At 62.2% G+C, this 19,068-nt stretch carries 18 protein-coding genes; 8 read left to right on the forward strand and 10 right to left on the reverse strand.

Features of this window, described 5'->3' with window-relative positions; translation table 11 throughout:
• Positions 1 to 28: 28 nt before the first annotated feature.
• Together glnP and glnQ are read left to right on the forward strand one after the other, a co-directional pair.
• Positions 29 to 688 (forward strand): glutamine ABC transporter permease GlnP, encoded by a 660-nt coding sequence (gene glnP, locus FT726_RS01335; RefSeq protein WP_021508423.1) that lies wholly within the window; start codon positions 29 to 31, stop codon positions 686 to 688.
• The gene (gene glnQ, locus FT726_RS01340) at positions 685 to 1,407 is read left to right on the forward strand and encodes a glutamine ABC transporter ATP-binding protein GlnQ (protein WP_021508424.1); all 723 of its coding nucleotides are present in this window, start codon (positions 685 to 687) and stop codon (positions 1,405 to 1,407) included. Before glnP ends, glnQ begins: the two co-directional genes overlap by 4 nt.
• 66 nt (positions 1,408 to 1,473) lie before the next feature.
• Here glnQ and rlmF read toward each other — a convergent pair whose 3' ends face one another.
• Positions 1,474 to 2,400, reverse strand: coding sequence for a 23S rRNA (adenine(1618)-N(6))-methyltransferase RlmF (gene rlmF, locus FT726_RS01345; RefSeq protein ID WP_288422744.1), 927 nt, complete (start codon positions 2,398 to 2,400; stop codon positions 1,474 to 1,476).
• Between the two features lie 179 nt (positions 2,401 to 2,579).
• Here rlmF and FT726_RS01350 point away from each other — a divergent pair, with 179 nt between their 5' ends.
• On the forward strand, positions 2,580 to 3,209 hold the full coding sequence (locus tag FT726_RS01350) for a flavin reductase family protein (RefSeq protein ID WP_021508426.1): 630 nt from the start codon (positions 2,580 to 2,582) through the stop codon (positions 3,207 to 3,209).
• 33 nt (positions 3,210 to 3,242) lie between these two features.
• Here the strand turns inward: FT726_RS01350 and hutH (FT726_RS01355) are convergent, their stop codons facing one another.
• The 7 genes from hutH (FT726_RS01355) to hutI form a co-directional block, all read right to left on the reverse strand.
• A complete protein-coding gene (gene hutH, locus FT726_RS01355) occupies positions 3,243 to 4,727 on the reverse strand; it encodes a histidine ammonia-lyase (RefSeq protein ID WP_282995655.1) in 1,485 nt (494 codons plus the stop codon).
• Entirely contained in the window at positions 4,724 to 5,524 is an 801-nt protein-coding gene (locus FT726_RS01360) for an ABC transporter ATP-binding protein (protein ID WP_021508428.1), read from the reverse strand. Before FT726_RS01360 ends, hutH (FT726_RS01355) begins: the two co-directional genes overlap by 4 nt.
• A gap of 1 nt (position 5,525) precedes the next feature.
• Entirely contained in the window at positions 5,526 to 6,254 is a 729-nt protein-coding gene (locus FT726_RS01365) for an ABC transporter permease (protein WP_215480147.1), read from the reverse strand.
• A gap of 11 nt (positions 6,255 to 6,265) precedes the next feature.
• Positions 6,266 to 6,985: an ABC transporter permease gene (locus FT726_RS01370; protein WP_031279871.1), complete on the reverse strand. Its 720-nt coding sequence runs from the start codon at positions 6,983 to 6,985 to the stop codon at positions 6,266 to 6,268.
• A gap of 12 nt (positions 6,986 to 6,997) precedes the next feature.
• Positions 6,998 to 7,849, reverse strand: coding sequence for a transporter substrate-binding domain-containing protein (locus tag FT726_RS01375; RefSeq protein WP_021508431.1), 852 nt, complete (start codon positions 7,847 to 7,849; stop codon positions 6,998 to 7,000).
• A 348-nt stretch (positions 7,850 to 8,197) separates the two neighbouring features.
• Positions 8,198 to 8,989 (reverse strand): N-formylglutamate deformylase, encoded by a 792-nt coding sequence (hutG, locus tag FT726_RS01380; protein WP_282995656.1) that lies wholly within the window; start codon positions 8,987 to 8,989, stop codon positions 8,198 to 8,200.
• Positions 8,986 to 10,200: an imidazolonepropionase gene (gene hutI / locus FT726_RS01385; RefSeq protein WP_211726418.1), complete on the reverse strand. Its 1,215-nt coding sequence runs from the start codon at positions 10,198 to 10,200 to the stop codon at positions 8,986 to 8,988. The genes hutG and hutI overlap by 4 nt, the downstream gene beginning before the upstream one ends.
• 84 nt (positions 10,201 to 10,284) lie before the next feature.
• Here hutI and FT726_RS01390 point away from each other — a divergent pair, with 84 nt between their 5' ends.
• Complete coding sequence (locus FT726_RS01390; RefSeq protein WP_125308416.1) at positions 10,285 to 11,640, forward strand: formimidoylglutamate deiminase; 1,356 nt, start codon at positions 10,285 to 10,287, stop codon at positions 11,638 to 11,640.
• Positions 11,637 to 12,173 carry a HutD family protein gene (locus tag FT726_RS01395; protein WP_346302328.1) on the forward strand — a complete coding sequence of 179 codons (537 nt, stop codon included), beginning with the start codon at positions 11,637 to 11,639 and terminating at the stop codon, positions 12,171 to 12,173. The genes FT726_RS01390 and FT726_RS01395 overlap by 4 nt, the downstream gene beginning before the upstream one ends.
• On the opposite strand, the gene hutC is transcribed toward FT726_RS01395, so the two are convergent.
• Positions 12,157 to 12,912, reverse strand: coding sequence for a histidine utilization repressor (hutC, locus tag FT726_RS01400; protein WP_021508436.1), 756 nt, complete (start codon positions 12,910 to 12,912; stop codon positions 12,157 to 12,159). The two genes, FT726_RS01395 and hutC, sit on opposite strands and share 17 nt — an antisense overlap.
• Positions 12,913 to 13,231: 319 nt before the next feature.
• On the opposite strand from hutC, the gene hutH (FT726_RS01405) reads away from it, so the two are divergent.
• The 3 genes from hutH (FT726_RS01405) (at position 13,232) to FT726_RS01415 (ending at position 17,918) form a co-directional block, all read left to right on the forward strand.
• Positions 13,232 to 14,785, forward strand: coding sequence for a histidine ammonia-lyase (hutH, locus tag FT726_RS01405; protein ID WP_104187040.1), 1,554 nt, complete (start codon positions 13,232 to 13,234; stop codon positions 14,783 to 14,785).
• 10 nt (positions 14,786 to 14,795) lie between these two features.
• Positions 14,796 to 16,481: a urocanate hydratase gene (gene hutU, locus FT726_RS01410; protein ID WP_125308529.1), complete on the forward strand. Its 1,686-nt coding sequence runs from the start codon at positions 14,796 to 14,798 to the stop codon at positions 16,479 to 16,481.
• A gap of 279 nt (positions 16,482 to 16,760) precedes the next feature.
• Positions 16,761 to 17,918: a M20 aminoacylase family protein gene (locus tag FT726_RS01415; RefSeq protein WP_346302329.1), complete on the forward strand. Its 1,158-nt coding sequence runs from the start codon at positions 16,761 to 16,763 to the stop codon at positions 17,916 to 17,918.
• A gap of 114 nt (positions 17,919 to 18,032) precedes the next feature.
• Here FT726_RS01415 and ybiB read toward each other — a convergent pair whose 3' ends face one another.
• A complete protein-coding gene (gene ybiB / locus FT726_RS01420; RefSeq protein WP_288423002.1) occupies positions 18,033 to 19,001 on the reverse strand; it encodes a DNA-binding protein YbiB in 969 nt (322 codons plus the stop codon).
• Positions 19,002 to 19,068: the final 67 nt, after the last annotated feature.

Here is a 19,068-nt window from a genome sequence, read left to right on the forward strand (position 1 = left end):
CCACTGCAACAGATTCTGGAGTCACACCATGGAGTTTGACTGGAGCGTCATCTGGCCCGCCTTACCGATCCTGATCGAAGGCGCCAAAATGACCCTGCTTATCTCGATCCTCGGCCTGATTGGCGGCCTGGTTATCGGCCTCGTAGCCGGTTTCGCCCGCGCCTATGGCGGCTGGATCACCAACAACATCGCGTTAGTGTTCATTGAACTGATTCGCGGCACGCCGATCGTGGTGCAGGTGATGTTCATCTACTTCGCCCTGCCGATGGCCTTCCCGGACCTGCGCATCGACCCGTTCACCGCCGCCGTCGTGACCATCATGATCAACTCCGGTGCCTACATTGCGGAGATCACCCGCGGTGCGGTGCTATCGATCAACAAAGGTTTCCGTGAAGCCGGCCTGGCGCTTGGCCTGTCGCGCCGCGAAACGCTGCGCTACGTGATCATGCCGCTGGCGCTGCGCCGCATGCTGCCGCCGCTGGGTAACCAGTGGATCGTCAGCATCAAAGACACCTCGCTGTTCATCGTGATTGGCGTGGCGGAACTGACCCGTCAGGGCCAGGAGATCATCGCCGGTAACTTCCGCGCGCTGGAGATCTGGAGCGCCGTTGCCATCATTTACCTGGTTATTACGCTGGTGTTGAGCTTTGTGCTGCGCCGTATTGAGAAAAGGGTGAAAATCCTGTGATTGAATTTAAAAACGTCTCGAAAAACTTCGGCCAGACTCAGGTACTGCACGACATCAACCTGAAAATTAATCAGGGTGAAGTGGTGGTAATCATCGGGCCGTCCGGCTCCGGTAAATCGACCCTGCTGCGCTGCATCAACAAGCTGGAAGAGATCAGCAGCGGCGAACTGATTGTCGATGGCATGAAAGTTAACGATCCGAAAGTGGATGAACGCCTGATTCGTCAGGAAGCCGGCATGGTGTTCCAGCAGTTCCATCTGTTCCCGCAGATGAGCGCGCTGGACAACGTGGCCTTTGGTCCGATCCGCGTGCGCGGGGCAAAGAAAGACGCCGCACACAAACTGGCGCGTGAGCTGCTGGGCAAGGTCGGCCTCGCCGAGCGCGCGCACCACTTCCCTTCTGAGCTGTCCGGCGGCCAGCAGCAGCGCGTGGCGATTGCGCGTGCGCTGGCGGTGAAGCCGAAGATGATGCTATTCGATGAGCCTACCTCGGCACTCGATCCCGAGCTGCGTCACGAAGTGCTGAAAGTGATGCAGGATCTGGCGGAAGAAGGGATGACCATGGTGATCGTGACCCATGAAGTGGGCTTCGCACAGAAAGTGGCGTCGCGCCTGATCTTTATCGACAAAGGTACCATCGCGGAAGATGGCAATCCGGACGATCTGATCACTAACCCGCCGAGCGACCGTCTGCGTGAGTTCCTGCAGCACGTCTCTTAATACGGCGTAAAAACAACAAAGCCGCTGCGGATCCCCGTAGCGGCTTTTTTTTTACCTGAGCAGCGCTTAGCGTGCCAGCCGCTGTGCGCGCGTGGCGGGCGGTAAAAATGTCCAGGCGATAAAGCGGCTCTGCTTCTGGCCCTGCGCCATGTCGACGATGCGTACCTGATAAGCGTCCTGCGCCTTCAGCCGGTCGCGCAGTTCAGGCAGATGCTCTTTGCGCGACACCAGTGAGGTAAACCAGACGATGCGATCGCCTAATGCGACGCTTTCATCGATCATCCGGCCGATAAACGCACGCTCACCGCCGTCGCACCACAGCTCGTTATGCTGACCGCCGAAGTTAAGCGGCGCCTGCCTGCTCAGGCCGAGATTGCGCACTTTACGCTGGCTGCCGGCCGCCGCATCGGCCGCCGAGGCGTGGAACGGCGGATTACACAGTACCGCGTGATAGCGTTCGTTCTTGAGCACCACGCCAGCAAAAATCGCGCTCTCCTGCTTCTGACGGCGCAGGCGAATGGCGCGCTGCAGGCCGGGATTGCTGGCGACAATCTGACTGGCGGCGTTAACGGCGTCCGCGCTGATGTCGGTGCCGGTAAAGCGCCAGCCATACTCCGCGTGACCGATCAGCGGATAGATGCAGTTGGCACCGCAGCCAATATCCATCACGTCGAGATCGCGCGGCAGCACGCCACCGTTATCGCTGGCCAGCAGATCCGCCAGCGCATGGATATAGTCAGCGCGGCCTGGCACCGGCGGCGTCAGATAGCCTTCCGGCAGCTGCCAGTTCAGATTATAAAACAGTTTCAGCAGCGCCTGATTCAGCAGCAGCACCGCGTGCGGATCGGCGAAATCAACCGACAGCTCACCGTAACCGTTGGGGCGCACTTTGTCCGCCAGCGGCGGATGCGCGGCAGTCAGGGCAGCAAAATCATAACGGCCCTGATGGCGGTTACGCGGATGAAAGAGCGCGGTAGCGGCAGGCTTGTTCATAGATTCTCCGGACATTAATGCGCGCGTAAGATACGCTGGATGACGGCAGCGCACAATCCGCCAGGAAAATTTAGTGCAACGAATTTAAATCTATTCTCCCTAAAACTGCATCCGCAATACTGCGTCCAGCCGCCAGCGCCGCCGGAACACGCAGTATCCAGGACGAATCAGGAGCGCAAATGCGTCAACGTTACACTTATCAGCCACGCAGTGGACACGGTCTGCCTCACGATCCGCTCAATGCCATCGTCGGCCCGCGCCCGATTGGCTGGGTCAGCTCGCAAAGCGCCAGCGGCCAGCGCAATCTGGCGCCCTATAGTTTCTTTAACTGTTTTAACTACCATCCGCCAATCATTGGTTTTGCCAGCAGCGGCTGGAAAGACAGCGTGCAGAATATCAGTGAAACCGGCGAGTTTGTCTGGAACCTGGCGACGCGTCCGCTGGCAGAAGCCATGAATGAGAGTTCCGCCTCGGTACCGCCCGATCACGACGAGTTTGCCCTCGCCGGCCTGACGCCGCTGGCCGCTTCCCACGTTAACGTCAGCATGGTGGCAGAAAGCCCGGTAAACTTTGAGTGTCGCCTGACGCAGCTGATTCGCCTGCAGGATGCACAGGGAGGCGAGCTGGAGAGCTGGCTGGTACTGGGCGAAGCGGTGGCGATTCACATCGATGAAGCGCTGCTGGAGAACGGCATCTACCAGACCGCCAAAGCGCAGCCGATTCTGCGCGCTGGCGGACCTTCCGCCTATTACGCGATCAGCGAAGATCAGCGTTTTGATCTGGTGCGCCCGGACGCGCGCCGCGGTTAAATCAGGCCACTGGCGGCGCGACACATTGCGCCGCTAGCAGGCCAGCGTCTGTAACACCTTCACCGCCCGGGCTATCTCCGGTGCCAGCCAGCGATCCTCCTGCCAGGTAGCAACCTCAGCGCGCAGCGCGCGTAGCGCCCGGCCCGTGCCGCTGGCCAGCTGCGCCTCACCGTGAAAATCCAGCGCCTGCGCCGCCAGCAGGTACTCAATCGCCAGCACCTGCCAGAGGTTATTCAGCAGCCTGAGCAGCTTGAGCGCCGCGCCGGTACCGAGGCTGAGGTGATCCTCCTGCAGTCCCGAGGTGACGTAATTGTCCAGCACCGCCGGCTGCGCCAGCTGACGATTCTCCGCGCACAGGGAAGCCGCCACGTATTGCGCGATCATCATGCCGGAGTTGACGCCCGGTTGCGCCACCAGAAACGGCGGCAGCCCGCTGACCAGCGGATTGACCAACCGGTCCAGCCGGCGCTCGGCTATGCTGCCAATCTCCGCCATGGCAATCGCCAGCAGATCGGCCGCCATGGCGACCGATTCACCGTGCGGATTGGCCTGCGACACCACGCGCCAGTCGTCCGGCGTGCCCAGCACCAGCGGATTATCGGTGCAGGCATTCAGCTCGATCTCAACCTGACGCGCCGCGTGAGCGAACTGATCGCGGCTGGCGCCGTGCACCTGCGGCATCGAACGCAGGCTGAGCGCATCCTGGGTGCGTATGCCGCAGCTCGCCGCCAGCAGCGGGCTGTCGCTCAGCAGCGCACGCAGACGCTGGCCGCTGTGCTGCATGCCGGGGCTGGCTTTCAGCGCAATCACCTCGGCGTCAAACGCCGCCAGCTGACCGCGCAGCGCTTCGAAGCTCATCGCGCCGGTGACATCCGCGCAATCCAGCAGCCGCGCCGCATCGTCCAGCGCCAGACAGCTCAGCCCGGTCATGCACGGCGTACCGTTGACCAGGCTCAGGCCCTCTTTGGCACCGGGGCGATACGGCTGCAAGCCAGCCAGCCGCAGCGCCTGCTCCGCCGGCATCACCTGTTGCTGATACTCAACGTCGCCCACGCCAATCAGCGCCAGCCCGATATGCGCCATGTGGGTGAGATAACCGACCGAACCCTTCGACGGCACCTGCGGCGTGATCTGCTGATTGAGCAGCGCCAGCAGATGCTGCACCAGCGCCACCGAAACGCCGGATTTGCCGTGGCTGTAGTTGGCGATGGCCGCACACAGAATGGCGCGCGTCTGCTCGCGCGTCAGCAGCGGACCGACGCCGCAGGCGTGGCTCAGCAACGTATTGCGTGACAGCTGGCTGAGCTGGTCTTCCGGCAGCGTGATGTTACACAGCGCCCCCAGCCCGGTGTTGATGCCATAGGCAATCTGGCCGCTGGCAACGATCTGTTCGACGATCTCGCGACCGCGCGCAATGCGCTGCCAGGCGGCGGCGCTCAGCGTCAGTTCGGCGTTATGTCGCGCTACCTGTACCAGCGCCTGCCAGGTCAGCGGCGCATCGCCCCAGACGACGGTCATACTGGCTGCTCCGCGTGATGGCTCTGATGGCTGGAGATAAACTGCTTAAAGCGCGATGAACCGCTGGCGCCAAACATCGCTTCCGGCGTGCCCTCGCAATCAATGTTGCCCTGATGCATAAACACCACGCGATTAGAGACGTTGCGCGCGAAGCCCATCTCGTGCGTCACCACCAGCATGGTGCGCCCCTCTTCCGCCAGGCTGCGCATCACCTTGAGCACCTCGCCGACCAGTTCCGGGTCGAGCGCCGAGGTTGGCTCATCAAACAGCATCACTTCCGGATCCATCGCCAGCGCACGGGCAATCGCCACACGCTGCTGCTGGCCGCCGGAGAGCTGCGCCGGATAAAAATCCTTGCGGTTAAGCAGCCCGACGCGATCCAGCAACTGCTCTGCCTGGGCGATACAACTCTTTTTGTCGCGCTTCAGCACATAGTGCGGACCTTCAATCACGTTCTGCAGCACCGTCATGTGCGACCACAGATTGAAGCTTTGAAACACCATGCCCAGCCGCGAGCGCAGGCGCTCAATCTGCTTAGGATTCGCCGCCAGCTGATGGCCGCGCGCGTGGCGCTTCATTTCAATGGTTTCGCCGCCGACGCTCACCACGCCGGCATCCGGCGTTTCCAGCAGATTGATGCAGCGCAGCAAGGTACTTTTGCCCGAGCCGCTGGCACCGAGAATTGAAATAACATCGCCCTGATGCGCCTGCAGCGAGATGCCCTTGAGCACCTCCATAGCGCCAAAGGATTTATGGATATCAGTGGCGGACAAGGTGACTGGTGAAGTGGAATGCATATTAGTCTCCGGCAAGCGGTTTAACGGCGGGCAGCGGCTTTTTTTCAGCGCGGTGCACCGGGGTCAGACGGCGCTCTAACAGCGCGTACAGCTGGACGATAATAAAGTTGAGAATCAGGTAGATCGCCGCAGCGCAGACAAACACCTCCATGGTGCGATAGGTACGCTGGATGATCTGCTGCGCCACGCCGGTGACATCCCACACCGTGACCAGGCTGGCGAGCGCGGTGGATTTCACCAGCAGAATCGCCTCGGTGGAGTACGCCGGCAGCGCATAGCGCAGCATGATCGGCGCGATGATGCGGCGCAGCAGCAGCCAGCGTGACATGCCGCAGGCCAGCCCGGCTTCGACCTGACCTGCCGGCACCGCCAGCAGCGCACCGCGCAGGATCTCAGCGGTGTAAGCGGCGGTACACAGCGACAGCGCCAGCACCGCGCAGATAAACGGCTCGCGCAGAAACGGCCAGACGAAGCTGTGGCGAATCACGCCAAACTGGCCGAGCCCGTAGTAGATGAGAAACAGCTGAATCAGCAGCGGCGAGCCGCGAAACACCAGAATATAGCCGCGGGCAAAACCGCTCAGCAGCCGCCAGCGGCTCATGCGCAGCGCCAGAATGCCCAGCGCCAGCAGCCCGCCGCAGACAAAGGCGCTGATAAACAGCCCGAGCGTCACCGGCAGCGCCGCGCTCAGCTTAAGAAAAGTGTCGGCAAGAAAAGCGAAGTCGATCATGCTGCTGCTCCTTAGTGCTGTGCCGCAGTGCGACTTTGCCATGCGCGGCCGAGGCGCGATTCCGCGCGGCGAAACGCATGGTTCGACAGCAGTGTCAGCAGCAGATAGCAGCCACCGCCAATCAGATAAAAGGTGAAGTAATCGCGCGTTGAACCGGCCGCCACCTGGCTGGCGCGCATCAGCTCGACGATGCCGGTCACTGACACCAGCGCCGAATCTTTCAGGCTCATCTGCCAGACGTTGGACATCCCCGGCAGCGCGTAGCGCACAATCTGCGGGACGAGAATGCGCTGGGCGATACGCCAGCGCGGCATCCCGATGGCTACCGCCGCTTCGACTTCGCCCTTGGCCAGCGCCAGGCGCGCAGCGCGATACACTTCACCCTGATAGGATCCGGAGATGAGCCCGATAGCCAGCGCGCCAATCAGGAACGGCGGTGCCTCAATAAAGCCGTCAGCACCAAACAGCTGGCCGACCAGCGTGATCAATCCCGATCCACCGAAGTAGAACAGGTAGATCACCAGCAGTTCCGGGATGCCGCGAAACACCACCGAATAGCTTTCACCCAGCCAGCGCAGCCAGCGCTGGTGCGAGAGTTTCGCCGCCGCCACGCCGGAACCGACCACGGCGCCAATCATCAGCGCCGCCAGCGACAGCAGCAGCGTGGTACCGGCGGCGCTCAGAATCAGGCGACCCCAGCCATCTGCACCAAAACTCAGCAGGCTCATCATCTTTCACCTCACTTACGGCGTTACGTCAGTTTTAAACCACTTCTCGCTCAGCTTTTTCACCGTGCCGTCCGCCAGCGCAGCGTGAATGGCGGCATCGAGTTTGGCCTTCAGGTCGTTATCAGCCATGCGCACGCCCATCGCTTCGCCTTCCCCCCAGATCGGACCGCCCAGCTGCGGGCCGCTGAATGTCAGGTTGCTGTTCTCTTTTCGCGCCAGCATCGACTGCGCGAAGGTCACGTCATCAAACACCGCATCGATGCGGCCCGCCTGCAGATCGAGAATCGCATCCGCCGAAGCGGTGTATTCGCGCACGTCGGCCACATCTTTGAAGTATTTATCGATAAACGGCGTATACACGGTGCCGGAGGCAATGCCGATGGTTTTGCCCTTGAGCGCCGCCTTCAGCGGGGCGATGGCCGCATTGATGGCCGCCTCGTCGTCGTGCAGTTTGATGATGTTCTTATCGGCCGGCAGCAGCGGGTTATCTTTGCTGGTGATGAAGGTCGCCGGCGTTGACGCGTACGGCGTGGTGAAGTTGACCACTTTTTTCCGGTCCGGCGTAATCACAATCGCATCCATGATGACGTCATATTTCCCGGCGTTCAGTCCGGCAATCATCCCGTCCCAGTTCTGCACCACCAGCTTGCACTGAATGCTCATGCGCTTGCAGAGATCTTCCATCAGTTCAGGTTCGAAGCCGCCCAGCTTGCCGCCCGGCAGCGTCAGGTTCCACGGCTCATAGCTGCCTTCAGTGGCGATGGTGATGGATTTCCACTCTTTAGCCTCGGCAGACACGCCGGCCAGCATCAGGCTGGCAAACAGCGTGGTAAGGCAAAAACGGCGAAACGGGGCACGGTGTGTCATACGTCTTCTCCTGGTGGTTAACAAATCTGGCTGTCTCTGTTGGCTGATACAGCGCAAATGACATTTCATGTATATACAAGTTAGCCTGCGGCAGATCATTGTCGGCATAAGCTTTTTGTGAGCCAGCCAGAATAAATAGTCATCATTGCCGCGCGGTCTTTACTTGTACATACAAGCTAGCAAGGGCTGTGCCAGATCGGCAAAGACGGTAAACGGAGGGGATCGGCGTCAGGCGAAACGCGTCGTGCACACTTTCAGGGCAGGGGTTGCACAGCATTGGGGAGTGAGGCAGCGGTTGTACATCCGCCACATGAGAAACGGGGTCACCGTGATGGCGACCCGCATCAATTAAACGGCTTTCCCCGCCTGCAGAAACGCCTGCAGCAGCGGCTTCAGCACGTGCTGCAACCGCGTGGCGCGATCCTGCTGCCAGGCAAACGGCGGCGCCTCATCCATGTAATTCAGCTGCGCCAGCTCCAGCTGCACCGCCTGCACGCCCTGCGCTGGCTGACCGTAAGCGCGCGTGATGTAGCCGCCTTTAAAGCGTCCATTCACCACCCAGCTGTAGTCGCTTTGCGCGGCGCACACCTGCTCAATCGCCGCGATGCTGGCCGCCGAACAGCTGGCGCCATCGTTGGTGCCGATGTTCAGATCCGGCAGCTGGCCATCGAACAGGCGCGGAATCACCGAAGCGATGGAGTGCGCATCAAACAGCAGCGCATAGCCATGTTCAGCTTTCAGCCGCGCCAGCTCCTGCTGAATCTGCTGATGATAGGGCTGCCAGATAGTGTCCAGATAGCGCTGGCGTGCCGCGCTGTCCGGCGTCATGCCCGGCTGGAACGTCGGCGTGCCGTCAAACAGCGTCTCCGGATAGAGTCCGGTGGTGGCCGTGCTGTACAGCGGCTGGTTGTCCGGCGGACGGTTGAGATCGATCACGAAGCGCGAGTAGTGACCGATCAGCACGCTGGCACCGAGGTCGCGCACAAAGTCGTACAGCAGCGGAATATGCCAGTCGGTATCCGGCAGGCCGCGCGCGGCCTCGCTCAGCCCGGCGTCAACCTCCGGCGTCAGTTGGGTACCGGCATGCGGAATACTGACCAGCAGCGGCAGCTTACCGGCGGTGAAATGAAAAGGGGTCATTGCGCTTCTCCACGATAGATAACCTGGCACGGCAGTTCGCCGCCCAGCCAGTAAACCAGCTCAGCCGGGCGAGCCAGCGGCCAGTGGACAAAATTGGCTACTTTGCCTGGCTCCAGCGAGCCGTGCGTGGCCTGCAGGCCAAGCGCCTTCGCGCCCCACAGCGTGACGCCGGCCAGCGCTTCCTCCGGCGTCAGGCCAAACAGCGTACAGCCCATGTTCAGCATCAGCCGCAGCGACAGCGCCGGTGACGTGCCCGGATTGGCATCGCTGGCCAGCGCCATTGGCACGCCGTGCTGGCGGAACAGTTCGACCGGCGGTCGCTGCGTCTCGCGCAGCAGATAGAACGCTCCGGGCAGCAGTACCGCCACCGTGCCATGCTCCGCCATCGCGCGGGCATCGTCCTCCGTGGCGTATTCGAGGTGATCGGCTGAGAGCGCACCATAGCGCGCCGCCAGTGCGGCACCGCCGAGTGCCGACAGCTGTTCAGCGTGCAGCTTCACCGGCAGGCCGAGCGCTTTGGCGGCATCAAATACCGCGCTCACCTGCTGCGGTGACAGCGCCAGGTGTTCGCAAAACGCGTCGACTGCATCCGCCAGCCCCTCCGCTTTCACCCGCGGCAACAGGCGCTGGCAGATAATATCGATCCAGCCCTGCGGGTTATCCCTGAACTCTGGCGGGAAGCCGTGCGCCGCCAGGCAGGTGGCCTGCACATCGGCAGGCACCGACTGCGCCAGCTCGCGGATAGCGCGCAGCAGAGTGAGTTCGCTCTCTTCGTCCAGCCCGTAGCCGGATTTAATTTCCACCGTGGTAACGCCTTCGGCCAGCAGGCGATCGAGCCGCCAGCGCGCCGACGCCACCAGCTGCTGCTGACTGGCCGCGCGCGTGGCGCGCACCGTCGACAGGATGCCGCCGCCCTGCGCGGCGATCTCCGCGTAGCTCACGCCGTTGAGCCGCTGTTCGAACTCCTGGCTGCGATCGCCGCCAAACACCAGATGCGTGTGGCAATCCACCAGACCGGGCGTAATGATGCCGCCGTCAAACTGCTGCTGCCGGCGCGGGGCAAAGTCCGGTAACGCGCTGCGCGGGCCGACCCACACCAGCTCGCCGTTATCCACCGCCACGGCGCCATCCTCAATCAGGTTATAGCGACCGTCACGCATGGTGACCACATCAGCCCCCAGCCACAGGCTGTCGATCTGTTTACTTGCCATCCCACTCCCCTTTTGTCTGGCGATTTACACTGCGCCTCAAAGTATGTATATGTATATACAACTTTCCGCCATTGAGGATCAACCATGGCAGTTTATTTTGCCCCACGCGCACGGCTGGCCGACGGCTGGCAGGAAAACGTGCTGATCGCAACCGACGATCAGGGATTTATTCGCGCTCTTACCGCCGACAGTACGCCCGGCGATGCCGTTCGTCTGGCCGGCCCGGTGATTCCGGCAATGGCCAACCTGCATTCCCATGCCTTCCAGCGCGCCATGGCCGGGCTGGCGGAAGTGGCAGGCGATCCGCAGGACAGCTTCTGGACGTGGCGCGATCTGATGTACCGCATGGTGCAGCGCCTGTCGCCTGAGCAGGTCGGTGCCATCGCCACCCATCTCTACATTGATATGCTCAAGGGCGGCTACAGCCAGGTGGCGGAATTTCACTATCTGCATCACGATCCGCACGGCCAGCCCTACGCTGATGATGCGATGCTGCACCAGCTGATGCAGGCAGCGCACACCGCCGGAATCGGCCAGACGCTGCTGCCGGTGCTGTACAGCTACAGCGGCTTCGGTGCGCAGCCGGCCAGCGACGGTCAGCGACGCTTTATTCAGCACACCGATGCCTATCTGCAGCAGCAGCAGCGTGTCGCGCAGTGGAGCGCGCAGCAGCCGCTGATCAACCACGGCCTGTGTTTCCACTCGCTGCGGGCGGTAAGCGAAGCCCAGATGCATGAGGTGCTGGCCGCCAGCGCTGCGCATCTGCCGGTGCACATTCACGTTGCCGAGCAGGAAAAAGAGGTTAATGACAGTCTGGCATGGAGCGGCGAACGGCCGGTGGCGTGGCTGTATAATCGCTTTGCCGTTGATGCACGCTGGTGCCTGATTCACGCCACCCATCTCGATCAGCAGGAGATCGCGCGCATGGCGGACAGCGGCGCGATTGCCGGTCTGTGTCCCACCACCGAGGCCAATCTCGGCGACGGCATCTTCCCGGCGGTGGAGTACATCGGGCGCGGCGGACGCTGGGGCATTGGCTCTGACAGCCACGTTTCGCTCAGTGCGCTGGAGGAGCTGCGCTGGCTGGAGTATGGCCAGCGGCTGCGCGATCGTCGCCGCAACCGCATCACGCTAACCGATCAACCCTCGGTCGGCGATCTGCTGTGGCAGCAGGCGGCACAGGGCGGCGCGCAGGCCTGTGGCATTGCCAGCGGTGAGCTGGCGGTGGGCAAACGCGCCGACTGGCTGGTGCTGGAGGAGGATGCGCTGCTGGCCAGCGTCAGTTCCGCCGCGCTGCTCAATCGCTGGCTGTTTGCCGGCAGCAGCCAGCAGATTCGTGACGTGTTTGTTGCCGGACAGCCGGTGATTCAGCAAGGCCACCACGCGGCAGAAGAAGCGGCCGCCGCTGGCTTTGCCCGGGCAATGCGGGCGCTGCAATGATCGCGCGCTTTGACTACGCGCAACTGCCGGTCAGCCGCTGGCGCAACGGCGGCGGGGAAACGCGCGAAATTATCAGCTATCCGCCGGGCGCAGCAGAGTTCGGCTGGCGCGCCAGCATCGCCACCATCGACGCCGACGGGCCGTTCTCGCCCTTCCCCGGCGTCGATCGGGTGATCACTTTGCTGCACGGCGATAGCGTGCTGCTGCGCTGTGAACAGGCCGAACAGACGTTGCTGCCCCATCAGCCGTGGGCCTTTCCCGGCGAATGGGCGATAGAGGCGCAGGTCAGCGGCAGCTGTCAGGACTTCAATATCATGACGCGGCGCGACGCATGGCGCGCGGCGGTAAGCGTGGAGCAGCTGGCGGTCAGCAGCCTGCATGGCGTGGCGTATGTGCTGGCCGGTACATGGCGCAGCAGTGCGGGCGAGACGCTGCAGGCGCAGCAGGGAATGTGGTGGCTGCAGGAGCAGCAGCTGGTGCCGCAAACGGCAGAGGCCAGCCTGCTGTTTATCGCGCTTAGCCGTGTCCCCTGAAGCGGCCCAGCAATTTGTAGCGTGAGCCTGGATAGAGCAGGCGCGCATAGGTGACGATTTTGTTGTCGCTCCACGTCTGGCGACGGATAAGCAGGCACGGCTCGTGCTCGTCCAGCGCCAGATGCTTACGCTGGCGCAAATCCGGCAGTACCGCTTCAACGATATGCTCACCGGCGGTCAGCGGGGCGACGCGCATCAGATAGGTGTACGGCGTCAGGCTGTGGTAATCCTGGCTGAGGTAGTCAGGCGCGACCAGCGGATTGACCAGACGATCTTCCAACTGCACCGGCAGCTCATTTTCATAGTGCACGATCAGCGAATGATACAGCGTCTGGCCGGTGGAGAGTCCCAGCACCGCCGCCTGTTCCGGATCGGCCTTCATCTGACCTATTGAGAGAATTTTGCAGCTGTGCGTATGGCCGCGCTGGGCAATTTCATCGGCGATGTTATGCACTTCCAGCATTGCGGTGTAGCCCTTCATCTCCGCGACAAAGGTCCCGACGCCCTGCATGCGCACCAGAAACCCTTCGCTGGTGAGTTCGCGCAGCGCGCGGTTGATGGTCATGCGGCTGACGCCCAGTTCATTGACCAGCTCGCTCTCTGACGGCACCCGCTGGTTGGCTTTCCAGTGACCTTCGCGGATCTGGCTGACGATTGCCTGCTTAACGCGCTGGTAAATGGGCGCGGGTTCATCCCCCATCGCTGCCGCCAGCTGTGCGATTGCCGTTTGCTCCGCCATTTCCTGTTCCTTTTCCGAATGATATGTGAAGTTTACTGTCTCGACGCCTAAATGTATATACATCCAATGGTGCAAAGCCTGCCCGCGTGGTGCAACCGCCGCCCGATTTTGGTGCAGCGTACCAGGCTGAAGGTTGCCGCGCCCGCATTGCGGCACGTTTCACAGAATACGATCAATCTGGCACAGCGCTTGCTACTTGTATAGACAAGATTAGACACTTATGCTTCACTCACAACACTTATAGCGCCCCTGGCGGATGCCATCGCAACTTACGCTCCGCCACAACGTGGCAGATCACTTGTATAGACAGGAGTAGACTATGTCAGGTTCGGTTCAGGCAATTCGCCTCGTTCCCGGTGAAGTGGACCTCGCCACCTTACGCCGCATTTATCAGGATAAGGTGACCCTGCAGCTGGCAGAGGAAGCGCGGGCGGATATTGACCGCGCACGTGAAACCGTCGAGGCCATCGTCGCCTCCGGCAAGGTGGTGTACGGCATCAACACCGGCTTCGGCAAGCTGGCGCAAACGCAGATCCCCGCCGAACGCCTGGCGGAACTGCAGCGCAACCTGGTGCTGTCACACAGCGTCGGCCTCGGCGATCTGCTGCCGGACAACGTCACCCGCCTGGTGGTCGCCAGCAAAATCATCAGCCTGGCACGCGGTCACTCGGGCATCCGCATGGAACTGATTGACGCGCTGCTGGCGCTGTTCAACGCCGGCGTGATGCCGTGCATCCCGGCGAAGGGATCGGTTGGCGCGTCCGGCGATCTGGCGCCGCTGGCGCATCTCTCCCTGATGCTGCTCGGTGAAGGCCAGGTGCGCATTGACGGCCAGCTGGTACCCGCCAGCGAAGGCCTGGCCCGCGTCGGCCTGCAGCCGATTGTGCTGGGGCCAAAAGAGGGTCTGGCGTTGCTCAACGGCACCCAGGTCTCTACCGCGCTGGCGCTGCGTGGTCTGTTTGAAGCCGAAAATCTGTTTGCCGCCGGGCTTATGGCCGGCGCGCTGTCGCTGGAAGCGATTAAAGGCTCGGTTAAACCGTTTGATGCGCGCATCCATCAGGCGCGTGGCCAGCACGGGCAGATTGCCGTCGCCGCTGCGGTGGCGACACTGCTCGAAGGCAGCGAAATTCTCAGTTCGCACAGCAACTGCGGACGCGTGCAGGATCCCTACTCGATCCGCTGCGTACCGCAGGTGATGGGCGCCTGTCTTGATAACCTCAGCCACGCCGCGCGCGTGCTGCAGATTGAAGCCAACGCTGCTTCTGACAACCCGCTGGTCTTCAGCGACAGCGGCGACGTGATCTCCGGCGGTAACTTCCACGCCGAGCCGGTGGCCTTTGCCGCCGACATCATCGCACTGGCGATAGCCGAAGTCGGTGCCATCTCCGAACGCCGCCTGGCGCTGCTGCTCGACACCGGTCTCTCCGGCCTGCCGCCCTTCCTGGTGCGCGACGGCGGTGTGAACTCGGGCTTCATGATTGCGCAGGTTACCGCTGCCGCGCTGGCCTCGGAGAACAAATCGCTGGCGCACCCGGGCAGCGTCGACAGCCTGCCGACCTCAGCCAATCAGGAAGATCACGTATCGATGGCCACCTACGCGGCACGCCGCCTGGGCGAGATGTGCTTCAACACCGCTGCCGTGGTCGGCATTGAAGCGATGGCGGCGGCGCAGGGCATCGACTTCCACCGCCCGCTGCAAAGCTCTGCCGCGATCGAACAGGAGATGAGTCGCATTCGTGCGCAAGTCGCCTTCCTCGATCAGGACCGTTTACTGGCGCCGGACATTGATGCCATGCGCCTGTGGGCCAGCAGTTACGTCTGGCCTGAAACCCTTACTGCGCTGCTGCCAAGCCAGCGTTCTACTGCTAATTAAGGAACCGATGATGAGCGAAACTTTGACTCAGGCTGTTGCCCGTGAAATCCGTGCGCCGCGCGGTAATGAACTGCACTGCGCCAACTGGCTGATTGAAGCGGCATACCGCATGATTCAGAACAACCTCGATCCTGACGTGGCCGAACGCCCGGAGGATCTGGTGGTGTATGGCGGAATCGGCAAAGCCGCGCGCAACTGGGCGTGCTTTGAGCAGATTCTGCGCTCGCTGCGTGCGCTGCAGCCGGAAGAGACGCTGCTGATTCAGTCCGGCAAGCCGGTCGGTGTGTTCCGCACCCATGCCGATGCGCCGCGCGTACTGCTGGCCAACTCCAACCTGGTGCCGCACTGGGCAACGTGGGATCACTTCCACGAACTGGATAAGGCCGGGCTGATGATGTATGGCCAGATGACCGCCGGCTCATGGATCTATATCGGCGCGCAGGGCATCGTGCAGGGTACCTTTGAAACCTTCGCCGAAGCCGGTCGCCAGCACTATAACAGTGACCTGACCGGCCGCTGGATCCTCACCGCCGGTCTGGGCGGCATGGGCGGCGCGCAGCCGCTGGCGGGCGTGCTGGCCGGTGCCTGCGTGCTGGCGATTGAGTGCCAGGAGTCGCGCATCGATTTCCGTCTGCGCACCCGCTACCTCGACCATAAAGCCTACAGCCTGGATGAGGCGCTGGCGCTGATCAAAGACGCCACCGAAGCCGGCCAGGCGATCTCCGTGGGGCTGCTGGGCAACGCGGCCGAGCTGGTCCCGGAACTGGTGCAGCGCGCGAAAGCGGGCGGCATGAAGCCTGACATCGTGACCGATCAGACCTCCGCGCACGACCCGATCAATGGCTATCTGCCGGTGGGCTGGGACGTGGCACGCTGGGAAGCCGAGCGCGTCAGCAATCCGAAAGCGGTAGAGAAAGCGGCACGCGCTTCCATGGCGCAGCACGTGCAGGCGATGCTCGACTTCCACCACATGGGTGTGCCGACCGTGGATTACGGCAACAACATTCGTCAGGTGGCGCTGGATGAAGGGGTGAAAAACGCCTTTGATTTCCCGGGCTTCGTGCCGGCGTATATTCGTCCGCTGTTCTGCGAAGGCAAAGGCCCGTTCCGCTGGGTGGCGCTCTCGGGCGATGCGGAAGATATCTATAAAACCGACGCCAAACTGAAAGAGCTGTTCCCGGATCACAAAAACCTGCACCGCTGGCTGGATATGGCGCAGGAGCGCATCGCCTTCCAGGGCCTGCCGGCGCGTATTTGCTGGCTGGGGCTGGGCGAGCGTCATAAAGCGGCGCTGGCATTCAATGAGATGGTGCGCAACGGCGAGCTGAAAGCGCCGATCGTGATTGGTCGTGACCACCTCGACTGCGGCTCGGTGGCGTCACCTAACCGTGAAACCGAGGCGATGAAGGATGGCTCGGATGCGGTGTCAGACTGGCCGCTGCTGAACGCGCTGCTGAACACCGCCGGCGGGGCCACCTGGGTGAGCCTGCACCACGGCGGCGGCGTCGGTATGGGCTTCTCGCAGCATTCCGGGGTGGTGATCGTCTGTGACGGTACGGCTGAAGCGGATGCGCGCCTTGGTCGCGTACTGTGGAACGACCCGGCCACCGGCGTGATGCGTCATGCCGATGCGGGTTACGAGCTGGCGCAGACCTGCGCAGAGCAGCACGGTCTCAATTTGCCGATGCTGAAGTAGTTCCAGGTGCGCATCAATGCGCACCCTACAGGATGTCACCCCGGCTAAACAATAACGTCGTGTTGGCCTGTTAAGCCGTAACATTGTTCCAAAAGAGTGCATTGTGTAGGGTCGGCATTGATGCCGACCTTGCCCCATCCGCTTATGCCAATCCGCTATAGCCTATAGCTAAATTATTCCTTTCCACGATAGACGCCCCCCACGCTTACCACTACAGTGGACACTTAACTTCCCGCGTCGGAGATTGCGCAGCTGACGCTGCTGATGGAGCCTTACCTTATGAGCCTGCCTGCTGTCCTGCTGGAAAACGCCCTCACCTGGCGTCGTCAGTTACATCAACACCCTGAACTGGGTTACCAGGAGCAGCAGACCAGCGAGCTGTTAGCCCAGGTGCTGACCGATGCCGGACTGCAGGTGTTTCGCGGCCTCGCCGGCACTGGCGTGATCGGCACGCTGGAAAACGGTCCCGGTCCGGTCATCGGGCTGCGCGCCGATATGGATGCCCTGCCGATTACCGAAAAAGGCGAGCCGCAGTGGAAATCGAGCCGGCCTGGCGTGATGCACGCCTGCGGTCACGATGGCCACACCGCGATACTGCTGGCCGCAGCCTGTCAGCTGGCCGCCACGCGTAATTTCAAAGGTACGGTACACTTCCTGTTTCAGCCGGCCGAAGAGAATCTCGGTGGTGCGCGCAAAATGGTGGAGGAAGGTCTATTTCAGCGCTTCCCGATGGATGCCGTGTACGCGATGCACAACTGGCCGGGATTGCCGGTGGGATCGCTGGCGGTAAATCCGGGCGCGATGATGGCATCGCTGGATTCGTTTGAGATTACGCTGCACGGCAAAAGCTGCCATGCGGCGATGCCGGAAAGCGGTGCCGACCCGATGGTGGTCGCCGCCGAGCTGATTCTGGCGCTGCAAACCATCCCGTCGCGCCGCCTGTCACCGCTGGCGTCGGCGGTGGTCAGCGTCACCAAGATTCACGGTGGCGAGGCCATTAACGTCATTCCGGAGCAGATCACGCTGCGCGGTACGGTGCGATGTCTGCAGACCGACGTGCGCAATCGCGTGCGCGGTCTGATTGAAGATTTTGTCACCACCCTGCCGCGCCCGTTTGGCGTCAGCGGCGAGATTCACTGGTATCCCGGCTATCCGGTTACCGCCAACCATGTCGCCCCGGCGGAGCAGGTGCGTGACGTGGCGTGCCAGCTGCTGGGTGAACAGCAGGTGCACTGGCAGGTTAACCCGTCGATGGCGTCTGAAGATTTCGCCTGCATGCTGGAAGCCTGTCCCGGCGCCTATTTCTGGCTCGGCGCTGACGGTGCCACGCCTTCAGCCCCGCTGCACAATGCCAACTATGATTTCAACGATGCGCTGCTGCCGATTGGTATTACGTTCTGGCAGCAACTGGTGGAGAGCGTACTGATTAAACGCTGATGGCGCTGCTCAGCAAACCATTTCAGCTGCGCAGGCGTGCCCCCCCTGCGCAACCGCTGCGGTGACCGCCGTCACCGCCCAGGTTTTTCGTGCATGGCCAGCCGGGCAGCCCGGTTAAATCCCCGCCTGCTGTAACCGCGTTTCGGCATCGGCCATTGTTGCGGCTTCGCCGGTCGCCACCAGACAGCACGCCAGCTGCAGGCGCAGCGCCTGCGGCACCGCGCGTTCACCGGCCAGCACCTGACGGATCCACGCTGCGGTATCCTGGGCGCTTTTGCTCTCGGCCAGCGCCAGCGCGATCTCCGGCTGCCGCTCGACCCACACTTCCGCCTCTGCGCCGGCACCGCGAATATAATTAATCGCCGGGCAGCGCTGCGGATTGGCATAGACCTCACCTTCAGTGCCGTTCAGCAGAATTGCTGGTGCATCGATATCCTGGAAGAATTTACCCACGCGCGGCACATATTCCGGATGCGACACGCTCGCCAGCCGCAGCGCGGCGCGTTCGGCAAACGGCGTCGCCAGCTTGGCCAGCGTGTGCGCGCTGTTGCGCACGCCCATGCGCCAGCGCAGCGCCAGCTGTTTAGCCATTGGCGCACATAAATTATCGATGGTGATGAACGCCAGCTCGCCAGCGTCGAGTTTCGCCTGCGCCTGCTGCGCGCTGGTAACCGGCGCAATATCCAGCGCCGCCAGCACCGCTTCGCTGGTCACGCGGGTTGGGTCGTCGCTGACGCCGTGCAGCAACACCGGAAAACCGAGCTTCACCAGCAGCAGCGCCAGCAGCGGCGTCAGGTTGCCCTGGCGACGCGCGCCGTTATAGCTGGGAATGACGATGGGCATCGGACGCTGTGCCGGGGCCTGCAGCCGCATCATGCGCTGCTGCATCGCGTGGTAGAAGCCGCGCATCTCTGCTTCCCCTTCGCCTTTGATGCGCAGCGCAATCAGCACGCCACCCAGTTCGAGATCCGGCACCTCGTCCGCCAGCATCGCGCTGTAAAGCGCCACGGCAGTGTCAAAGTCGATATCGCGTGCGTGATTCTTGCCGCGGCCAATCTCTTTAATGATCTTATTCAGTTCCATCATACTTCCCGCTTCCAGGGCGCGCCGTCACGCGGCGGCCAACAATCGTGCATCCGGCTGTTGCCGC

The sequence above is a fragment of the Pantoea sp. Morm genome, assembly GCF_016643525.1.
GTDB lineage: Bacteria > Pseudomonadota > Gammaproteobacteria > Enterobacterales > Enterobacteriaceae > Pantoea > Pantoea dispersa.

What these genes read in the sequence shown, in the direction of transcription:
- hutI (WP_211726418.1), bottom strand. Translation starts at nt 10,200, where the DNA reads ATGGCAAGTAAACAGATCGACAGCCTGTGGCTGGGGGCTGATGTGGTC.
- FT726_RS01395 (WP_346302328.1), top strand. Translation starts at nt 11,637, where the DNA reads ATGATCGCGCGCTTTGACTACGCGCAACTGCCGGTCAGCCGCTGGCGC.
- hutC (WP_021508436.1), bottom strand. Translation starts at nt 12,912, where the DNA reads ATGGCGGAGCAAACGGCAATCGCACAGCTGGCGGCAGCGATGGGGGAT.
- rlmF (WP_288422744.1), bottom strand. Translation starts at nt 2,400, where the DNA reads ATGAACAAGCCTGCCGCTACCGCGCTCTTTCATCCGCGTAACCGCCAT.
- FT726_RS01415 (WP_346302329.1), top strand. Translation starts at nt 16,761, where the DNA reads ATGAGCCTGCCTGCTGTCCTGCTGGAAAACGCCCTCACCTGGCGTCGT.
- FT726_RS01350 (WP_021508426.1), top strand. Translation starts at nt 2,580, where the DNA reads ATGCGTCAACGTTACACTTATCAGCCACGCAGTGGACACGGTCTGCCT.
- FT726_RS01390 (WP_125308416.1), top strand. Translation starts at nt 10,285, where the DNA reads ATGGCAGTTTATTTTGCCCCACGCGCACGGCTGGCCGACGGCTGGCAG.
- hutH (WP_282995655.1), bottom strand. Translation starts at nt 4,727, where the DNA reads ATGACCGTCGTCTGGGGCGATGCGCCGCTGACCTGGCAGGCGCTGGTA.
- FT726_RS01360 (WP_021508428.1), bottom strand. Translation starts at nt 5,524, where the DNA reads ATGCATTCCACTTCACCAGTCACCTTGTCCGCCACTGATATCCATAAA.
- FT726_RS01365 (WP_215480147.1), bottom strand. Translation starts at nt 6,254, where the DNA reads ATGATCGACTTCGCTTTTCTTGCCGACACTTTTCTTAAGCTGAGCGCG.
- hutH (WP_104187040.1), top strand. Translation starts at nt 13,232, where the DNA reads ATGTCAGGTTCGGTTCAGGCAATTCGCCTCGTTCCCGGTGAAGTGGAC.
- hutG (WP_282995656.1), bottom strand. Translation starts at nt 8,989, where the DNA reads ATGACCCCTTTTCATTTCACCGCCGGTAAGCTGCCGCTGCTGGTCAGT.
- ybiB (WP_288423002.1), bottom strand. Translation starts at nt 19,001, where the DNA reads ATGGAACTGAATAAGATCATTAAAGAGATTGGCCGCGGCAAGAATCAC.
- FT726_RS01375 (WP_021508431.1), bottom strand. Translation starts at nt 7,849, where the DNA reads ATGACACACCGTGCCCCGTTTCGCCGTTTTTGCCTTACCACGCTGTTT.
- glnP (WP_021508423.1), top strand. Translation starts at nt 29, where the DNA reads ATGGAGTTTGACTGGAGCGTCATCTGGCCCGCCTTACCGATCCTGATC.
- hutU (WP_125308529.1), top strand. Translation starts at nt 14,796, where the DNA reads ATGAGCGAAACTTTGACTCAGGCTGTTGCCCGTGAAATCCGTGCGCCG.
- FT726_RS01370 (WP_031279871.1), bottom strand. Translation starts at nt 6,985, where the DNA reads ATGATGAGCCTGCTGAGTTTTGGTGCAGATGGCTGGGGTCGCCTGATT.